This window comes from Vibrio sp. V30_P3S12P165, assembly GCF_009904905.1.
Classification (GTDB): Bacteria; Pseudomonadota; Gammaproteobacteria; order Enterobacterales; family Vibrionaceae; genus Vibrio; species Vibrio fujianensis.
In genome coordinates this window covers 89,453-106,919 of the sequence record NZ_WXWH01000005.1, presented here as the reverse complement: position 1 = coordinate 106,919, position 17,467 = coordinate 89,453, and the positions used below count along the sequence as shown (strand labels likewise).

The following is a 17,467-nucleotide window of genomic DNA, read 5'->3' as shown; positions in this document are numbered from 1 at the left end:
ATGAGAGTGATGCATAAAATTATAATCGGTGTCGTAGTAACTAGCTTAGTGGGCTGTGCAATGGGCCATCGGGATCCTGTTGAAATAAAAGACTCACTGAATCAAGTATTGAATGAAACCAATAGCCGAATGATTGATCAATTGCCCGCTTCGGTTGAAGCTGATCTTATGCCCGATCTCAGTGAGCCGGTTCTTGATTCATCAGCCAATACGCAGCGTTTTCGTATTCAGGCCAATCAAGTGGAAGCGAAAGCCTTTTTTGCCAGTTTGGTGAAAAATAGTGAGTTTAGTGTCGCTATCCATCCTGACGTTGAAGGCGAGATCACGATCAATTTATCCGATGTAACTTTAGATGAAGCCTTGGATGTCGTACGTGATTTATATGGCTACGAAGTGGAAAAAATCGGTAAAATTATTCAAGTTTACCCGGTCGGGCTGAGAACCGTCTCTATTCCAGTTGATTACTTACAATTTAAACGTACAGGCCGCTCATTAACATCCATTAGCACCGGAACCATTACCAATACTGATAGCGGCTCTAACCGTACCAGCAGTAGTGGTGTTAGCCGTTCAGAGACTAGCACTTCCATGCGTGGTGGAACAGAAATTGAAACCATCAACGAAAGTGATTTTTGGTCTCAGCTGCAGCAAGCGGTCGCTCGCTTAATTGGTTCTGATCGTGGACAGAGTGTCGTGGTTACACCCCAAGCGGGCATTTTAACCTTACGAGCTTATCCTGATGAAATTCGCGAAGTTCGACAATTTTTAGCTATTTCACATCAACGTATGCAGCGGCAAGTGATCTTGGAAGCCAAAATATTAGAAGTCACCTTAACGGATAGTTATCAGCAAGGCATTAATTGGTCAAACATGTCGTTTGGTAACGGCAAGGTGGTGCTTAATCGGATTGGAAGTAACACGTCAAGTTTACCCGGATTGGATGCGATTGGCTCACTGTTGGGTGGACAAACCAATATTACCATTTCAGATGGTAGCTTTGACTCCGTATTGAGCTTTATGGCTACTCAAGGGGATTTGAATGTCTTGTCTAGCCCTCGAGTCACCGCCGCGAATAACCAAAAAGCGGTGATAAAGGTAGGAACGGACGAATATTACGTGACGGATTTAACCAGTGTGGTCGGAAGTGGTGACAATTCGAATGCCTCGCCCGATGTCGCGTTAACACCTTTTTTCTCCGGTATCTCTTTAGATGTGACCCCACAAATTGATGATAAAGGTAACGTTTTATTGCATGTACACCCTTCGGTGATTGAAGTTGAGCAACAAACCAAAGATATTCAATTCGGTAGCGAGCTTTATTCATTACCACTTGCTCGTAGTTCGATTCGTGAGTCTGATTCAGTGATTCGGGCGCAGGACGGTGATGTGGTCGTCATTGGTGGATTAATGAAAACCAACACCAATAATCGGGTGTCCAAGGTTCCTTTTCTTGGCGATATTCCCGTGTTAGGGCATTTGTTCCGTAATACTACAGAGTTAACGCAAAAAACCGAGTTAGTGATTTTGCTTAAGCCGACGGTGGTTGGGGTAAATACCTGGCAAAAAGAGCTGGAGCGTTCAAGAGATCTATTACAAGAGTGGTTTCCAGACGCAGAATAAGGTTTGAACTAAATCAGTTATGTACCTGACACATTATGGATTTGAGCAATTTCCATTTCATTTGACACCCGACACGGCGCTTTTCTTAGGGTTAGCACCGCACTATGAAGCGCTACAAACTGTGAATGCTGCGTTAGAAATGGGCGAGGGGATCATTAAAGTCACCGGTGAAGTCGGCACCGGAAAAACCATGGTGTGTCGTATGCTATTGACTCATTTAGCGGCGGATATTCACTGGATTTATCTGCCTAATCCAGCCTTGTCAGGCATTGAGTTGCGCCGCTCAGTGGCGACGGCGTTGAAGGTACCTTTGGTGAGCGATAGCGTATTGATCGATGCTATTCAATCTCGTTTAATCGAATGGTATGAGCAAGGAAAACGAGCGGTTGTGATTGTGGATGAGGCGCAAGCCTTGTCTGATGATGCTTTGGAAACCTTACGTCTATTTGGCAACTTAGAAACAGAACAGCGTAAGTTATTACAAATGGTGTTATTAGGTCAGCCGGAATTAGATGAACGTTTAGCTCAACATCAGCTAAGGCAGCTGCGGCAACGTATCACATTCAGTGCTCAACTCAGGCCGCTATCGCAGGCTGAAGCTTTAGCTTATATCGATAACCGGTTGCGAAAATCAGGTGTTGAAAAAGCATTGTTTAGTGTACAGCAGAAGAAAGCAGCGTGGAAAGCCAGCCAAGGAATCCCTCGCTTATTAAACCAAATTTGTCATAAGGCATTATTACTTACGTTTTATGCCAAGCAGTACGAAGTCTCCAATGTGCATTTGTATCATGCTATTCACGATACCTTCGACGCCTGTCAACCAAAATTCAAATGGCCTCTTTTGTGGGGATGGAGCAATCAATGAGTGTAATTAATCAGGCACTGTCACAATTAGTGTCAAAACAGAGTAAGACACTCGGTGACATTGAACGGGTCGAGCTACCCATGGCTAAAACTCGCCCTGCATGGATCTGGCTCGTTGGTGGTTTTGCTCTTAGCCTCGCCGTCGGAGGCTGGGCCGTCTCGCAGCAAGCGAGTGATGTCATGCCAAATGTGCTGATCGATTCATCGCTGGCATCACCCCAAATCGCCAATAACTTTTCTTCACCGACGCAACATGTTCCCTCTTTAGCGGTCGCGGTGTATCGCTTAGCGCCAACGCAAGAGGTGGCCGACCCTCCGGTGACGTCGCCTGAAATGACATTGGCCGCAGTAACAACGGCGACACCCAAGCCGGAACCCTTAACCGCCACCTCAGCGGTTGCTTTGCCAAGCAAGCCTGAGAAAAACATGTTGGTTGAGCAAGTAGAGCTGACACCTCAAGCATTATCAAACCAAGCATTAACACGTGCGAATAAGGCATTAGATAGTAATGACTTTAACGGTGCGGTAAAAGCATACAGTGAGGCATTGCGTTATACGCCAAGAAACGAGCAAGTTCGTCAGCAATTGGCTGCGCTTTATTACGGCAAAGGCGATGTAAGAAAAGCCTTTGAGTTGCTACAACGAGGGGTTGAGCTTGACTATGATGGCGAAACCTTGCGTATCGCATTGGCAAAATTATTAGTGAAAGAAGGCCAGAATGAAGCAGCATTATCGCCGTTAGATCATGTGCCTGATGGTGCTTCTGTTGAGTATCTTTCTTTGCGTGCAGCTTTGGCTCAGAAAAATAAATTGAATGATATTGCGTTAGATAGTTATCAACGCTTGACTGAAAAAGAAGCCACTAACGGTCGTTGGTGGTTGGGGCTGGCAATTCAGCAAGAGCGAGCGTTAAGGTATAACGAAGCTCAAGAATCTTATCAAATGGCGTTAAAGAACGTCGGGTTATCGACCCAATCTCACGCATTCATTCGTCAGCGTTTGCAATTACTCATGCAGCAAGAGGTGAGCCAAGGTGAAAATTGAGTTAAGAAAACGTCTTGGTGATCTTCTTATTGAAGAAGGTATCATCACAGAGCAACAAGTTGAACAAGCATTGGTGGTTCAAAAACAGACTGGCAGCAAACTGGGTCGTACCTTGATTGAGTTAGGCTTTTTAACTGAACAGCAGATGTTAGCCTTTTTGTCTCATCAACTATCATTGCCTTTAATTGATTTGAATCGTGCCAACATTGATATTGATGCGGTCCAATTACTGCCGGAAGTGCATGCCCGTCGTTTGCGTGCTTTAGTGATTGGACGTAACGAGGATATACTGCGCATTGTGATGAGTGATCCGGCGGATCTTTTTGCACAAGAGTCCTTATTGACACAACTGCCAAACTATCAGTTTGAGTATGTTCTTGCGCCCGAAAAACAGTTGGTTGAGGCTTTTGATCGTTATTATCGACGGACGAAAGAGATCGCTTCATTTGCTGAGCAGTTGCAGGCCGAGCATCAAGACAGTGATGCATTTGATTACAATATTGCCGGTGATGAATCCGATGATATGACGGTGGTGAAACTGATCAACTCGCTGTTTGAAGATGCGATTCAAGTTGGGGCATCAGATATCCATATTGAACCGGATGCCAACCTCTTACGTATTCGCCAGCGTATTGATGGTGTATTGCATGAAACTTTGCTTAATGAAGTTAATATTGCTTCTGCATTAGTTCTTCGTTTGAAACTGATGGCGAACCTAGATATCTCTGAAAAACGCTTACCTCAAGATGGTCGCTTTAATATCCGTACAAAAGGTCAGTCGGTCGATATTCGTCTTTCCACGATGCCAGTTCAATATGGTGAATCGGTGGTCATGCGGTTACTGAATCAAACCAGTGGGATTCGAAAATTAGAAGAGTCTGGTATTCCCGCCGATTTACTGCAGCGACTGAGACGACAACTGAAACGACCTCATGGCATGATTTTGGTGACTGGGCCGACGGGGTCAGGTAAAACCACCACGCTTTATGGGGCGCTTTCTGAATTAAATGAAGCGGGCAAAAAAATTATTACCGCAGAAGATCCGGTCGAATATCGGATTGCTCGCTTAAATCAAGTTCAAGTTAACCCAAAAATTGGCCTCGATTTTTCAACCTTATTGCGTACTTTCTTACGCCAAGACCCAGATATTATTTTAGTCGGTGAAATCCGAGATCAAGAAACCGCTGAGATTGGGTTACGAGCCGCATTAACGGGCCATTTAGTGTTGAGTACCTTACACACTAATGATGCGGTCGATAGCGCTTTACGTTTGATTGATATGGGTGCGCCAGGGTATCTGGTTGCTAGTGCAGTACGTGCGGTGGTTGCCCAGCGCTTAATTCGTAAAGTTTGCCCAGATTGTAAAACAGACGATCCGCTAGATGAGGCCCGTCGACAATGGTTGGCGGAACGTTTTCCTAATCAAGTGTCCCAGCACTTTGTGCATGGGCGAGGTTGCCAAAGTTGTAACTTAACCGGATATCGAGGACGAATCGGTGTGTTTGAAATGCTGGAGCTTGAGCCGTCGATGATGGATGCTCTAAGAGCGAACGATACATCGGGCTTTGCTCATGCCGCTCGTTCATCACATCATTATAAACCGCTATTAGCCCGAGCAATGGAATTGGCAATTCAAGGGGTTGTCAGCATGGATGAAGTGATGGTTCTCGGTGAAGGGGATGCCTCCGGTATGGCTCAACCCATCTATTTATAAGCGATAGGAAGGATTATGCCACACTATCAATATCTAGGCCGAAATGCCGATGGCAGTAAAGCCTCAGGCAGTGTTGACGCCCCGAGTGAAGAAATGGCGGTGGAAGCTTTACTCAGCCAAGGGGTGATCCCAACCTCTATCGTGGCAAAAAAATCAGCGAACTCGACCAATATTGACTGGAAAGCCTGGTTAACGCCTGCCGTACCGCTGGAAATCTTAGTGATTTTTTGTCGGCAGATGTACAGTTTAACCAAGGCTGGAGTTCCATTATTGCGCTCTATGCGAGGCTTGACACAAAACTGCACCAATAAGCAGTTGCAACAGGCATTAGAAGAGGTGACCAGCGAGCTTACCAATGGGCGTGGGTTATCTGCCGCCATGCAAATGCATTCCCATGTTTTTAGTCCGCTGTTTGTCTCGATGATTAGCGTCGGAGAAAATACCGGCCGGTTAGATCAGGCTTTATTACAACTGGCAAACTACTATGAACAAGAGGTTGAGACACGCAAACGTATTAAGACGGCGATGCGTTATCCCACTTTTGTGATCAGTTTTATTACCATCGCCATGTTTATTTTAAATATTAAGGTTATTCCGCAATTTGCGACCATGTTCAGCCGCTTTGGGGTTGATTTGCCCCTACCCACACGCATATTAATTCATATGTCGAACTTTTTTGTCAATTATTGGTTAGCCATTATTGGCGGAATAGTTGGCGTGATTATCGCCTTTCGTGCTTGGGTGGCCACGCCGCAGGGGCGAGAAACATGGGATAAGTTTCGGTTACGAATACCGGTGGTCGGCGGCATTGTCAATCGGGCTCAGTTGGCTCGCTTCTCTCGAACCTTTTCTTTAATGCTTAAAGCTGGAGTGCCGTTGAACCAATCTTTGGCTCTTTCCGCTGAAGCGTTGGAAAATAAGTTTTTAGAATCACGTTTACTGAAAATGAAAGGCGAAATTGAAGCGGGCGGCAGCATTACCGTTACTGCGACCAATACCCAGATCTTCACGCCATTAGTGATGCAGATGATTGCCGTCGGAGAAGAAACTGGCCGAGTGGATGAGTTATTGCTCGAAGTGGCTGATTTTTATGACCGTGAAGTGGACTATGATTTAAAAACCCTCACGGCGCGAATTGAACCCATTTTACTGGTGATCGTTGCTGCGATGGTCTTGGTGTTGGCGTTAGGTATTTTCTTACCCATGTGGGGCATGCTTGATGCAATCAAAGGGTAGGGTAATTAAGCAAGCAAGATACATGATGTGGTTTTTGGTCATTGGCATCTTGTTGATCGGCTTATTACAAGCCTGGCCGCCAATACAAGCGGCGTTGGAGCGTACCGCACTAGAGCTTGCCAACCGTGAGATTATTGAGCGAGCGAATGATTATAAACAGCTATGGCTATTAGAAAATCAGCCATCCGATTTGCAATGGCAAGGGCAACGATTGACTTTTTCTGCGACAGGGTGGGTGTTACCAACACAAGTTGATGGCAAGCGGTGTACTCAGCTTTTAAACTGGTTGTACCCTAAACAACACATTTTGCAAAAAAAGTTGCAAGTGGAAGAGCAACCCATACCACAAGGGTATCAGTGTGAGCTATATTATACGCAAGCGCAATTTATAAAAATTACCTTACAGAACAACAGTTTTTCATCTACGGTTTCAAGTTTACAATAGAGCGAAGCTTTATCGCATAAAGGCGCGTTAAGCAAAGTGACAGATACAGGTTTTATGATGCTCTTTAAAGAAGGTGATTCATGAAGAAAAAATACGCTGGCTTTTCCTTAGTTGAATTAGTGATCGTCATTGTCGTGATCGGTCTATTAGCCGTGGCTGCTTTGCCCCGTTTTCTTGATGTGACCGACGAAGCAAAAAAAGCGAGTATTGAAGGGGTTGCCGGTGGCTTTGCAACGGGTGTTTTATCGGCTCGCGCCCAGTGGGAAGCCAAAGCCCGCCCCTCAATCTCGGCAGAGGGACAGACATACAACACAATTGATTATGATGGGGTTGAATTCTGGCTCACTCGCGCCAAAGACAGCAGTGGCGCAGACACAGGATTTCGTGATGGCTACCCGATAGCGATTAATGATGGCGGCGCGTTCCCAACTAGCCTTACCGATCAACAATGTGTCGCTTTAATGGAAAATTTACTGCAAAACCCACCGCAAGTTGCAGTGGTTGGCGGTGATAATAAGGCTAATCTGCGTTATACCGCTCAAGCGAATGGCTCAGATTGGACGTGCACTTATCTTCAGCAAGAAGGTAAGAGTGAACATCAATTTGTTTATGATCTAAAAACCGGCCGTGTCACGGTCACCTTAAATTAATCCGATGGATTTTGATATATAAAGAGAGAGTAGCAATGAAAAAACAAGGCGGTTTCACCCTAATCGAATTAGTGGTCGTGATTGTAATTTTAGGGATTTTGGCGGTCACGGCAGCACCACGGTTTTTAAATTTTCAGGGAGATGCCCGTAAAGCCTCCTTGCAAGGATTGAAGGGCGCTATTGATGGGGCGGCGGGTATTGTTTATGGTAAAGCAGCATTGACAGGTAAGGAAACTGAACCGTCAGGAGAAGAGGTTGATGGTATCAGCTTGGTTTATGGTTATCCTGCTGCTACTTCAGCAGGTATTGGTAAAGCAGTTGTTGGCCTTGAGTCAGACTGGGAGGCTCATTTGCCAACTCCCTCAACTAATCCTCGAACAATACATTATTCATTCAAAGGTAACACCAACTGGGGAACAACGAGCGCAGCCTGTAATGTTATTTATAAGGAAGCGACCTCGTCAGCAGTTCCGACTACCAAAGTATTCTCTGGTTGCTAAGTAAGCATAAAGAATAAACGGTTTATGAGGGTAGCAGACAGGTGACCGTTTAAGTCACTTGTCTTTATTAGTGTTATTCATAATGGAATTTCGTTTTCCGCAAGATCCCAACTCCGTGAGGCAGCGATGCGCCAATCCATTGGTCGAACATTGGGCTTTACCTTAGTCGAGCTGATTGTGATTATTCTTTTGCTCGGTATTCTGTCTGCCTATGCCGCCAGCCGTTATTCGGGCACCAGCTCGCTTGCTGCGCTCACCAGCCAACAAGAAATTCTTGCCTCACTGCGCTTAACCCAAAATCGCGCCATGCAGCGTACCGGTTTCTGTAATCGCTGGGTTTTAACCGCTAATCAAGCCGGGCCTGTTTCCACTAATCAGTCGGTAGCCAATTGCGCGGAGCAGGGTTTTGAGCAGCAAGATGCTGGTTTTTTTGATGCCAAGCTCAACGGGGTAAACTTAGCGATAGTGACTGAAACCGGGCAAACCTACCTTGATTTTGATTCCCTTGGTCGGGTTGCTCAATGTGGCACAGAAGTCTGTACGATTTCGATCTTTTCTGCCACCGATCAGCGCCAAGTGTGCATTAATACTGAGGGCTATATCTATGCCTGTGAAGCCCATTAAGCTAAGGCGTGCTTTGACGCGCGGTTTTACCCTGGTGGAAATGATCATTGTTATTACCCTTACCGCGATTGCCATTACTGGCTTGGCGGCAGCGCTATATCCGCGTTCGCAGCAGAGCGCCGAGCAAGTGATTGCAGTCAAAGCCGCTGAGCTGGGCAGAGCGGTATTGGACGAAATTTTGGGGCGTCAGTTTGATCGCAATTCAGGCCCTAATGGCGGTTTGCCTGAGTGTTTATTGAGTGGTCCAGAAGAGCGTCTCTGCACGGATCCTTCTGCACTTGGGCCTGATATTACGGCAGGTGAAAACGATCGAACATTGTTTAACGACGTCGATGATTTTATCACGGGGGATCAACCTAGACCGATTCAGGATGTGCTTGGTCAGACTCTTGATAGCAGTTATCGCAATTTTACGGTTACCATTAATGTCTTTTATGAACAGGATAATAGTGGTCAGTTTACTAGCGTTAATGCCAATCAGCGTACTCATTATAAACGCATCGAGGTGGTGATTATTGATTCACAAGGCAACCGCTACCCGTTTGCTGCGATTAAGGGGAACTACTGATGCAACGTGGTTTTACCTTAATCGAGATGGTGATGGCGATTATTTTACTTGGCATTGTCGGCCTGTTTCTCGGTAATATTGCTGGTCAAGCCATGGGTATTTATGCCACCAGCACATCTCGTGAAGCGCTGATTCAGCAAGGCCAATTTATGACTGAGCGCTTAAGCCGTGAAATTCGCCAAGCGGTACCCAATAGCGTCATCGTCGAAAATGACTGCATTGAGTTTTTGCCGATCATTAATAGCGGGGTTTATAGTCAATTGCCTCATCAGGCAAGCGGCATAAAAATGTTGCCACTACTTCGGTCAACTCAAGATAACTTGACGCTAGAAGCGGGAGATCGAATTGTTGTTTACCCGACAAATCCAATGATGTTACGTCAATCACTTGATCCAGTCGGCCCTCATCAGCAGGTTGCCGAATTAACCGATAAGGTGACTTTTTCTGAGGCGAATGCTCACCATGAAGTTGAACTTGATTTCACTCGTCTAACGAGCTTTGAACTGCAATCGCCAGCTCGACGCGTCTATGTCTATCGAGAACTGGTTGCGTACTGCTATCTCAAGGCTGAAAAAAAAATCTACCGTTATCAAGGTTACCCATTAACGCTCAATCAACTTCCCCCACAGCAACCCAATGCCAAGGTATTGATGGCAGAAAAGATTAGCAAAGCTAATTTCGTCGAAGCAGAGCCAGTTTTGCAACGCAACGGTTTAATTAAAATGGAACTAACCTTTGAAGATCGCGGTGAACAGGTGAGGTTTGATCACAATGCACTTATCTATAATGCGCCGTAGCCAGCAAGGCAGCGGCTTGGTGATGGTTATTTTTATCATCGTCGTGGTCGGCTTTGTTGCCGCGGTTGCCAATCGTAATCAGCAGCGCAATAGCCAGCAGTTGGTGTCGATGGTGATGGGTACTCGCGCCGAAATGGCCGCTCGATCGGCAGCGGAGATCGCCATTAGCCGCTATTATCAAGAAAATAATCAACAAAGTAGTTGTCGCGTTGCTCAGTCAAATGCTCAGCTTTCAACACCGGATTATACCCCTGTTACAAGTAACATTGAGTTTCAAGGGGATGGCTTAGCGCAATGTGCGGCGCAAGTTAGCTGTGAATATATCGGTGTATTAGATAATCAGCAAACGGTGCTGCAAATTACCAGCATCGGACAATGCAGCAGTGGCGACTGGCCATGGCAACGGACAATTCAAGTGGGGGTGCGGGGTGAGAATTAAACTATGGCGATTAGCACAAGCATTTTTGTCCTTGGTGGTAATGAGCTTTGCAAGCTATTCTTTCGCTTTCCAAGAGATTAATAATAGCATCTATTTCCCTCGGGTTGCTCAAGGTCATGGTAGTTGTAGTGGTGCACCGAATCCGCAATTTACACAAAATAACTCAGCCAAAATAACGGGAACGGGTGGTCAGGCGTTAGCGTTTTGTTCTTCTAACCTTGGGGCTGGATTACCTAGTGATGGTTGTGATGGTCAACAATGTGTGGTTACGGGGAGTTTATCGACACCGTCTTTGTCTCTTACGGGGCCAAATTCTTTCCCTATTTGGAATTCGAATGAAACTATTGAATGTTCAACCACTCAATCCACGTCAATAAATACGCTCAATCAAGTTAATTTAACTAGTGGATGTGAACTGACATTTTTGCCAAACAATAATGGATATCGAATCAAAAATTTTCAACTAAATCAAAATGCCAAAGCAATTTTAAGCAGTGGAGATTATTGGTTTGAGTCAGCAAATTTCGTCCAAAATAGTCAATTGGTCATTGATGGTGATGTACGGATTTTTATTTTAGGTAATACCCAAATCTCTGGCAGTCAACTCAATGCAACATCTACGGGCAATTTGACGATTGTTGCTTATGGTAGTATCTCATTCAATAATCAAAGTATTGTAAATGGATATATTTATGCTGCAGATCAACTGACCTTAAATAATAATTCAGTATTAAATGGCCGAGTGACCGCAAAGCAATTAACGATGTCGGGTTCGAGTCGTATTAATCAATTTGAACAACAAGGCTATACTTGCTTTAGCGATGATTTTAATCGCTCAAGCCTAGGGCAAAGCTGGGTACCTTTTACCAGTAGTGGTAACTTTACACCGAGAATAGTTAGTGACCGCTTGCGTCTTACCGAGGATATTGGAAACCAAGCGACCGCTGTGACTTATCAACGAATTTTTCCTGCAGATGGTAATTTAGTGCAAGTCGAGTTGGATTACTACGCATGGGCGGATTTAACAGGTAATGGTGCCGATGGGATTTCACTAATTTTTTCTGATGCCAGCGTAACCCCACGTACTGGTGGGTTTGGCGGTTCACTTGGTTATGCGCCTCGTAATCCAACGTCTACGACTCCAGCTGTATCTGGGTTTGCTGGTGGCTGGCTGGGTATTGGCTTAGATGAATGGGGTAACTATTCCAACCCAACCGAAGGGCGGCAAGGTGGTCCTGGTTTTCGCGAGCAAGCTGTGGCGATTCGTGGCTCTGAGTCAGCGAATTATCAATATTTAGTGGGCACTGACGCCAACCTCAATCCTAAATTAGATGTGCGTCGGACATGTCAATGGTGGGGAGGCGGATGTTCTTTTCCTGGTGCAGGCCCCGGCCATCGTTATTTCATCACTATTGATTCGCGCAGTGGTGGTGCCGTTTGGGTTCGCGTCGATCGATCTGTGAATGGCACTATGCAAACGATCATTGATTGGTATAACGTGTTGAGTAATCCCAATCAAGGGGCAACTCCCGTTGACTTTCTACTTTCTCTCGCGGGCTCGACAGGTGCATCAGTCAATCATCATGAAATCGATAATTTCCGTGTTTGTGCGTTAAAATCTCGTGAGGTTGGTGAACAGGTCGATCATTTTCGTTTTACTTTACCATCGTCAGATGCGCTAACTTGTAATGCCGCTGATGTACAAATACAAGCCTGTGCAAATAGCAGTTGTAGCGAGCTTTACCAGCAGCCAGTTAGTGTTAATTTAAGTCCTAATGCATCTCCTTCTGCTAGTGGGGGATGGGTTAATGGCCCGCAGATTAACTTTTCGAATGGCATCGCCAATCTAAAACTAAGGCGCAATACTCCAGGAAGTGTGACTGTAGGTGTACAAAATTCCACTCCTACTGCGAAACCTTTTTCTACCAACTTATGCAGATATGGCACTGGTGACTATTCAGCACAAAACTGTTCATTAGTTTTTTCTGATAGCGGTTTCATTATCGATGTCCCCCATGCTTATGCCAATCAATTAGTCACTGGAACTATCACTGCATTAAGTAAAGGAGATAATCCTGAACAATGTATCCCAAGTTTTGCTGGTGTAGACAAAGATGTTTCATTATGGAGTGAATATCTTACCCCTTCGGGAGGGCAAGGGTTTTCAGCAATGAATGTTGTCGTGGATGATTTACCGATTAGCAATAATAGCGCAGCCCCGAGTCATCGTAGCCTGTATTTTGATGAAAATGGTCAAGCGGAATTTGAACTTACCTATCGCGAAGCGGGGAGCTTAGCTTTGCACGCCCGTTTTAATGGCAGTGGCGATGAGCAAGACTTACAATTGACTGGACAAGCGAATTTTATTCGGGTGCCGCGTGCATTAGTGCTTAGTACCAATCACTCGTACAACTCTGCTCATCCCGATGGTAAGTGTCCTGCTGCTGACTTAAGCTGTTTGGTTTTTGCAAGAGCGGGGGAAGGATTTAATCTTAATATCAAAGCGGTAGCGGCTGAACCGAATGAAGATAATGACTTTACCAATAATTTGGGAGTAATTAATTATCAGCAACAGTCGATTATTCTCAATCATACGCTGGTTGAACCTTCCAATGGTTCTGCTGGTTCTATTGGTACGCTAAATTACGATCATGAGTTTGGAGAGGTTACAACCGTTCAACAGAGTGTGAGTGAAGTCGGGGTGTTTTATTTTTCATTAGTGCCGCCTACTTCTTATCTTGGCCTCAATTTAATTGAAGCTGATTTGCCGATTGCAGTGACGTCAACAGGGCCGATAGGGCGCTTTATCCCGGCTTATTTTGCTGTCTCACCGATGACGGTCACATTGACTTCTGCGTGTTCGACAGAAGGTCAACCTTTTACCTACCTAGGCCAACCGTTTGCTTATGCGAACAATCCAGGGCTTTATTTACAGCCTAAATCAGGTAGTGGCTCGGATACGCTTAATTATTTAATTGGCGATTGGTGGCGTTATAACAACCAATGGGCAGAGAGAGCTTATCATCACGCTGTTGATGATAATGACTTCCCGATCGATTTTACTAACGAATTAATCGCTCCGGTCAGTCGTCAATCCCCATCAACCAGTGGGGTGATATTAATGGGTGAAAAACTGCGCTATCAAAAACCGATAGATCCTATGGTTCCGTTTAATGCAGACTTTAACTTACAATTGTCAATCAATGATCTAAGAGACAGTGATGATGTCTGTTATCGGACGTCTTACTCAGAGGATTGCTTAGGTTACACCTTTGAAAATATCGACCAAACCATGCCGTTGTATTGGGGACGTTTAACCATTGAAGATGTGTTTGGCCCTGAAACACAAGGCTTACAGCAAAAAATCATCAGTGAGTATTATACCTCAGACGGATTTGTAACCAACACTCATGATAACTGTACTGAGTTACCTCAGCTAAGCGTTTTTGAGTTTCAATCGAATGATTTTAGTGTTAACCAAGCTGGGTCTAAGCCTCCCGTTACCGTAACCATGCAGCCAGATACAAGCCCATTGACTTTAGAGCAAGGGATGAAAAGGCTAGACTATACCGCACCGGGGGTAAGCAATCGCGGTGTGATCAAAGCGCTACTCAATTTAGAACAGCATGGGCTACCTTGGTTACGCCGTTATAATTCTCAAAGTGAAACCTGGGATGATAGTGTCTCTGGCCAAGTGCAATTTGGCTTGTACCGTGGCAATGACCGAGTCATTTGGTGGCGGGAGCTAAATTAGCAAAGAGATGTCTGTTCATTTATTCCGATTTCACTGTTTAAGTTAGGAATCTGTTAGATATTCTGGGTTTTCCTTCATATTTATGGATCAACGCCTTGCTGTGATTGCAAGGCGTTGGTACATTTAGTGCAATTTTCATTTTATTCATCTTGCAGGACGAACGAAGATTATGTTTAAGAAACTTCGTGGCATGTTTTCCAATGACCTATCAATAGATTTAGGTACAGCCAACACACTTATTTATGTAAAGGGACAAGGGATTGTTCTTGATGAACCTTCTGTCGTTGCGATTCGCCAAGACAAAGGCCGCGGTGGAAAAACCGTTGCTGCCGTGGGGCATGCAGCGAAACAAATGCTGGGTCGCACACCGGGTAATATTTCTGCGATTCGTCCCATGAAAGACGGCGTGATTGCCGATTTTTACGTGACTGAAAAAATGCTGCAGCATTTTATTCGCCAAGTGCATGACAACAGCGTACTAAAACCCAGCCCACGCGTATTAGTGTGCGTGCCTTGTGGTTCAACGCAAGTTGAACGTCGTGCCATTCGTGAATCAGCCCTCGGCGCTGGTGCGCGTGAAGTTTATCTAATTGACGAGCCGATGGCGGCGGCGATTGGTGCAGGTTTACGTGTTTCTGAGCCAACCGGCTCGATGGTGATCGATATCGGTGGTGGGACCACTGAAGTTGCGGTTATCTCACTTAATGGGGTGGTTTATTCTTCTTCCGTACGTATCGGCGGTGACCGCTTTGATGAAGCGATCATTAACTATGTGCGTCGTAACTACGGTAGCTTGATCGGTGAAGCCACCGCTGAAAAGATCAAACATGAGATTGGTTCAGCTTATCCGGGTGATCAAGTCTTAGAAATAGAAGTTCGCGGTCGAAACTTGGCAGAAGGGGTTCCGCGCAGCTTTACCCTTAATTCCAATGAAATTCTCGAAGCGCTGCAAGAACCATTAAGTGGCATTGTTTCCGCAGTAATGGTGGCGTTAGAACAGTGTCCACCAGAGCTAGCGTCGGATATCTCAGAAAATGGCATGGTGCTGACCGGCGGCGGCGCTTTATTAAAAGAGCTGGATCGTCTATTAACCGAAGAAACGGGGATCCCCGTGGTGATTGCTGAAGATCCGCTGACTTGTGTTGCCCGTGGTGGCGGTAAAGCTTTAGAAATGATCGATATGCATGGTGGCGATCTGTTCAGCGACGAATAATGGCTTTTTGGCAGGATCACTATGCCAGAATACAAATCTAGGATTGTTTAAGATGAAGCCAATATTTGGTCGAGGGCCTTCTCTTCAGCTACGTCTATTTTTTGCGATCATCGTATCAGCCAGCCTCATGCTGGCTGATAGTCGTTTAGATGCATTTTCTCAAGTTCGTTTTCTACTCAATAGCATGGTCGCTCCAATTCAATATGCCGCCGACTTGCCACGCAGTATGTTCGATGGTTTTTATGAACGATTTAGTTCTCGACAACAGTTGATGGACTCTAATCGCAGTCTAAAACGAGAAGTGTTAGCACTAAAAAGCGATTTGATCTTACTGGATCAATATCGGGAAGAAAATCAACGGTTACGTAAGCTGCTTGGTTCGTCTTTTGTGCGAGATGAGAAAAAAGTCGTGGCTGAAGTTATGGGGGTCGATACCTCGCCTTATCGACACCAAGTGGTGATCGATAAAGGGCGATTGGATGGTGTTTATGAAGGTCAACCGGTGATTAATGAGAAAGGGATCGTCGGTCAGGTGACTTTCGTGGCGGCACATAATAGTCGGGTATTATTATTAGTCGATCCCAACAGTGCTATACCCGTACAAAATATTCGTAATGATATTCGGGTGGTTGCCTCTGGTAATGGACAAACCGATGAAATCCAGTTAGAGCATATCGCAACCAGCACCGATATGGAGGTGGGAGATATGTTGGTGACTTCTGGCCTTGGTGGTGTTTACCCAGAAGGATACCCTGTCGCTTATCTTTCGCACGTTGATAAAGACACCCGACGTGAATTCGCTTCAATAAAAGCGTCACCCGTGGTGGATTTTAATCGTCTGCGCTACTTGCTATTAATTTGGCCAAATGAAGATCGCCAACAAAAAGTATTACAAGCGAATCCGGAGCAAATGACCAAGGAGAGCGATAATGGCGCACAATGATTGGACCAGTCGTAGCGTTATTTGGGGATCTTTTTTACTGGCGTTAGTGGTGCAAACCATTCCTTGGCCTGGGACGCTTGACCTATTGCGTCCTTCATGGCTGTTACTGGTGACTTGCTATTGGGTGATGGCTTTGCCACATCGCGTGAATGTTGGTACTGCTTTCACTCTTGGATTGTTTTGGGACTTACTGCTTGGTTCAACTCTGGGTATTCGCGGTATGATGATGTCGATCATCATTTATCTTGTCGCGATGAACTTTCTGGTCCTGCGTAATATGGCGTTATGGCAGCAAGCGATCATTATTGCGTTATTAGCCATGGGGTTGGAAGTTTTGATTTTTTTTGGCGAATATCTCATTCAAGATGTGGCTTTTAACCCTCTCTCTCTTTGGAGTGGCGTGATTAGCTGTATACTTTGGCCATGGATGTTTTTACTGCTGCGTCGAGTTCGACGCCATTGGCATATAAAATGAGTGAGAAAAAATTAGTATTGGCGTCCGGCTCACCGAGACGCCGTGAGTTGCTCACCCAATTGGGTTACTCCTTCGATATTGTCGTTCCGAACGTAGAGGAATCACGCCAAGTAGGGGAAACTCCCCGAGCATATGTTGAACGTTTGTCGCAAGACAAAGCCTATGCAGGTCTGACATTAGCGGGGGCTAACGCTATCGTTATCGGCTCAGATACCATTGTTGTGCTTGATGATCAGGTGTTGGAAAAACCCAGTAATTTTATTGATGCCCATCGTATGTTGCAGCAGTTATCTCAGGCTCGCCATCAAGTCATGACGGCGGTAACGGTGGCGACGATGGCGCGTCATCGTACTGTGGTTGTCACGACGGATGTTTGGTTTAAGCCGCTATCTGAACACGACATTGAACAATATTGGCAAAGTGGTGAGCCATGCGATAAAGCTGGCAGTTATGCTATTCAGGGATTGGGTGGAAAGTTTGTAACTAGGATTGAAGGTAGCTATTACGCGGTCGTTGGGTTACCGCTATATGAAACTGACCAGCTCTTGCACGAATTTTTATAATTTTAATCATTGAGGTGC

General features: G+C 45.4%; 17 protein-coding genes. All 17 read left to right on the top strand.

Annotated features, from left to right (window positions below; translation table 11 throughout):
- The first annotated feature begins 9 nt into the window (after positions 1-9).
- The 17 genes from mshL (at position 10) to CAG57_RS01205 (ending at position 17,449) form a co-directional block, all read left to right on the top strand.
- Positions 10-1,620 carry a pilus (MSHA type) biogenesis protein MshL gene (gene mshL, locus CAG57_RS01285; RefSeq protein ID WP_161428224.1) on the top strand — a complete coding sequence of 537 codons (1,611 nt, stop codon included), beginning with the start codon at positions 10-12 and terminating at the stop codon, positions 1,618-1,620.
- 19 nt (positions 1,621-1,639) lie between these two features.
- Positions 1,640-2,485: an ExeA family protein gene (locus CAG57_RS01280; protein ID WP_161428223.1), complete on the top strand. Its 846-nt coding sequence runs from the start codon at positions 1,640-1,642 to the stop codon at positions 2,483-2,485.
- A complete protein-coding gene (locus tag CAG57_RS01275; protein WP_099611680.1) occupies positions 2,482-3,528 on the top strand; it encodes a tetratricopeptide repeat protein in 1,047 nt (348 codons plus the stop codon). Before CAG57_RS01280 ends, CAG57_RS01275 begins: the two co-directional genes overlap by 4 nt.
- Positions 3,518-5,242, top strand: a complete 1,725-nt coding sequence (locus tag CAG57_RS01270) for an ATPase, T2SS/T4P/T4SS family (protein WP_161428222.1) — start codon at positions 3,518-3,520, stop codon at positions 5,240-5,242. Before CAG57_RS01275 ends, CAG57_RS01270 begins: the two co-directional genes overlap by 11 nt.
- Positions 5,243-5,257: 15 nt before the next feature.
- Positions 5,258-6,478: a type II secretion system F family protein gene (locus CAG57_RS01265; RefSeq protein ID WP_161428221.1), complete on the top strand. Its 1,221-nt coding sequence runs from the start codon at positions 5,258-5,260 to the stop codon at positions 6,476-6,478.
- 22 nt (positions 6,479-6,500) lie between these two features.
- Complete coding sequence (locus tag CAG57_RS01260; protein WP_157928698.1) at positions 6,501-6,923, top strand: MSHA biogenesis protein MshF; 423 nt, start codon at positions 6,501-6,503, stop codon at positions 6,921-6,923.
- An 80-nt stretch (positions 6,924-7,003) separates the two neighbouring features.
- Positions 7,004-7,573 carry a prepilin-type N-terminal cleavage/methylation domain-containing protein gene (locus CAG57_RS01255; RefSeq protein ID WP_161428220.1) on the top strand — a complete coding sequence of 190 codons (570 nt, stop codon included), beginning with the start codon at positions 7,004-7,006 and terminating at the stop codon, positions 7,571-7,573.
- 35 nt (positions 7,574-7,608) lie between these two features.
- The gene (locus tag CAG57_RS01250) at positions 7,609-8,073 is read left to right on the top strand and encodes a type II secretion system protein (RefSeq protein ID WP_161428219.1); all 465 of its coding nucleotides are present in this window, start codon (positions 7,609-7,611) and stop codon (positions 8,071-8,073) included.
- 126 nt (positions 8,074-8,199) lie between these two features.
- Positions 8,200-8,697: an MSHA biogenesis protein MshC gene (locus CAG57_RS01245; protein WP_161428218.1), complete on the top strand. Its 498-nt coding sequence runs from the start codon at positions 8,200-8,202 to the stop codon at positions 8,695-8,697.
- Entirely contained in the window at positions 8,678-9,265 is a 588-nt protein-coding gene (locus tag CAG57_RS01240) for a prepilin-type N-terminal cleavage/methylation domain-containing protein (RefSeq protein WP_161428217.1), read from the top strand. The genes CAG57_RS01245 and CAG57_RS01240 overlap by 20 nt, the downstream gene beginning before the upstream one ends.
- Positions 9,265-10,062, top strand: a complete 798-nt coding sequence (locus CAG57_RS01235) for a PilW family protein (RefSeq protein WP_099611686.1) — start codon at positions 9,265-9,267, stop codon at positions 10,060-10,062. Before CAG57_RS01240 ends, CAG57_RS01235 begins: the two co-directional genes overlap by 1 nt.
- Entirely contained in the window at positions 10,037-10,501 is a 465-nt protein-coding gene (locus tag CAG57_RS01230) for an MSHA biogenesis protein MshP (protein WP_099611687.1), read from the top strand. Before CAG57_RS01235 ends, CAG57_RS01230 begins: the two co-directional genes overlap by 26 nt.
- Entirely contained in the window at positions 10,497-14,255 is a 3,759-nt protein-coding gene (locus CAG57_RS01225) for a DUF6701 domain-containing protein (protein WP_425445511.1), read from the top strand. Before CAG57_RS01230 ends, CAG57_RS01225 begins: the two co-directional genes overlap by 5 nt.
- A 169-nt stretch (positions 14,256-14,424) precedes the next feature.
- Positions 14,425-15,468, top strand: a complete 1,044-nt coding sequence (locus CAG57_RS01220) for a rod shape-determining protein (RefSeq protein ID WP_099611689.1) — start codon at positions 14,425-14,427, stop codon at positions 15,466-15,468.
- Between the two features lie 52 nt (positions 15,469-15,520).
- A complete protein-coding gene (gene mreC, locus CAG57_RS01215; RefSeq protein WP_099611690.1) occupies positions 15,521-16,411 on the top strand; it encodes a rod shape-determining protein MreC in 891 nt (296 codons plus the stop codon).
- Positions 16,398-16,886: a rod shape-determining protein MreD gene (gene mreD / locus CAG57_RS01210; RefSeq protein ID WP_099611691.1), complete on the top strand. Its 489-nt coding sequence runs from the start codon at positions 16,398-16,400 to the stop codon at positions 16,884-16,886. Before mreC ends, mreD begins: the two co-directional genes overlap by 14 nt.
- On the top strand, positions 16,883-17,449 hold the full coding sequence (locus CAG57_RS01205; protein ID WP_099611692.1) for a Maf family protein: 567 nt from the start codon (positions 16,883-16,885) through the stop codon (positions 17,447-17,449). The genes mreD and CAG57_RS01205 overlap by 4 nt, the downstream gene beginning before the upstream one ends.
- Positions 17,450-17,467 lie beyond the last annotated feature (18 nt).

What these genes read in the sequence shown, in the direction of transcription:
- mshL (WP_161428224.1), top strand. Translation starts at nt 10, where the DNA reads ATGCATAAAATTATAATCGGTGTCGTAGTAACTAGCTTAGTGGGCTGT.
- CAG57_RS01280 (WP_161428223.1), top strand. Translation starts at nt 1,640, where the DNA reads ATGTACCTGACACATTATGGATTTGAGCAATTTCCATTTCATTTGACA.
- CAG57_RS01275 (WP_099611680.1), top strand. Translation starts at nt 2,482, where the DNA reads ATGAGTGTAATTAATCAGGCACTGTCACAATTAGTGTCAAAACAGAGT.
- CAG57_RS01265 (WP_161428221.1), top strand. Translation starts at nt 5,258, where the DNA reads ATGCCACACTATCAATATCTAGGCCGAAATGCCGATGGCAGTAAAGCC.
- CAG57_RS01260 (WP_157928698.1), top strand. Translation starts at nt 6,501, where the DNA reads ATGATGTGGTTTTTGGTCATTGGCATCTTGTTGATCGGCTTATTACAA.
- CAG57_RS01255 (WP_161428220.1), top strand. Translation starts at nt 7,004, where the DNA reads ATGAAGAAAAAATACGCTGGCTTTTCCTTAGTTGAATTAGTGATCGTC.
- CAG57_RS01250 (WP_161428219.1), top strand. Translation starts at nt 7,609, where the DNA reads ATGAAAAAACAAGGCGGTTTCACCCTAATCGAATTAGTGGTCGTGATT.
- CAG57_RS01245 (WP_161428218.1), top strand. Translation starts at nt 8,200, where the DNA reads ATGCGCCAATCCATTGGTCGAACATTGGGCTTTACCTTAGTCGAGCTG.
- CAG57_RS01240 (WP_161428217.1), top strand. Translation starts at nt 8,678, where the DNA reads ATGCCTGTGAAGCCCATTAAGCTAAGGCGTGCTTTGACGCGCGGTTTT.
- CAG57_RS01235 (WP_099611686.1), top strand. Translation starts at nt 9,265, where the DNA reads ATGCAACGTGGTTTTACCTTAATCGAGATGGTGATGGCGATTATTTTA.
- CAG57_RS01230 (WP_099611687.1), top strand. Translation starts at nt 10,037, where the DNA reads ATGCACTTATCTATAATGCGCCGTAGCCAGCAAGGCAGCGGCTTGGTG.
- CAG57_RS01220 (WP_099611689.1), top strand. Translation starts at nt 14,425, where the DNA reads ATGTTTAAGAAACTTCGTGGCATGTTTTCCAATGACCTATCAATAGAT.
- mreC (WP_099611690.1), top strand. Translation starts at nt 15,521, where the DNA reads ATGAAGCCAATATTTGGTCGAGGGCCTTCTCTTCAGCTACGTCTATTT.
- mreD (WP_099611691.1), top strand. Translation starts at nt 16,398, where the DNA reads ATGGCGCACAATGATTGGACCAGTCGTAGCGTTATTTGGGGATCTTTT.
- CAG57_RS01205 (WP_099611692.1), top strand. Translation starts at nt 16,883, where the DNA reads ATGAGTGAGAAAAAATTAGTATTGGCGTCCGGCTCACCGAGACGCCGT.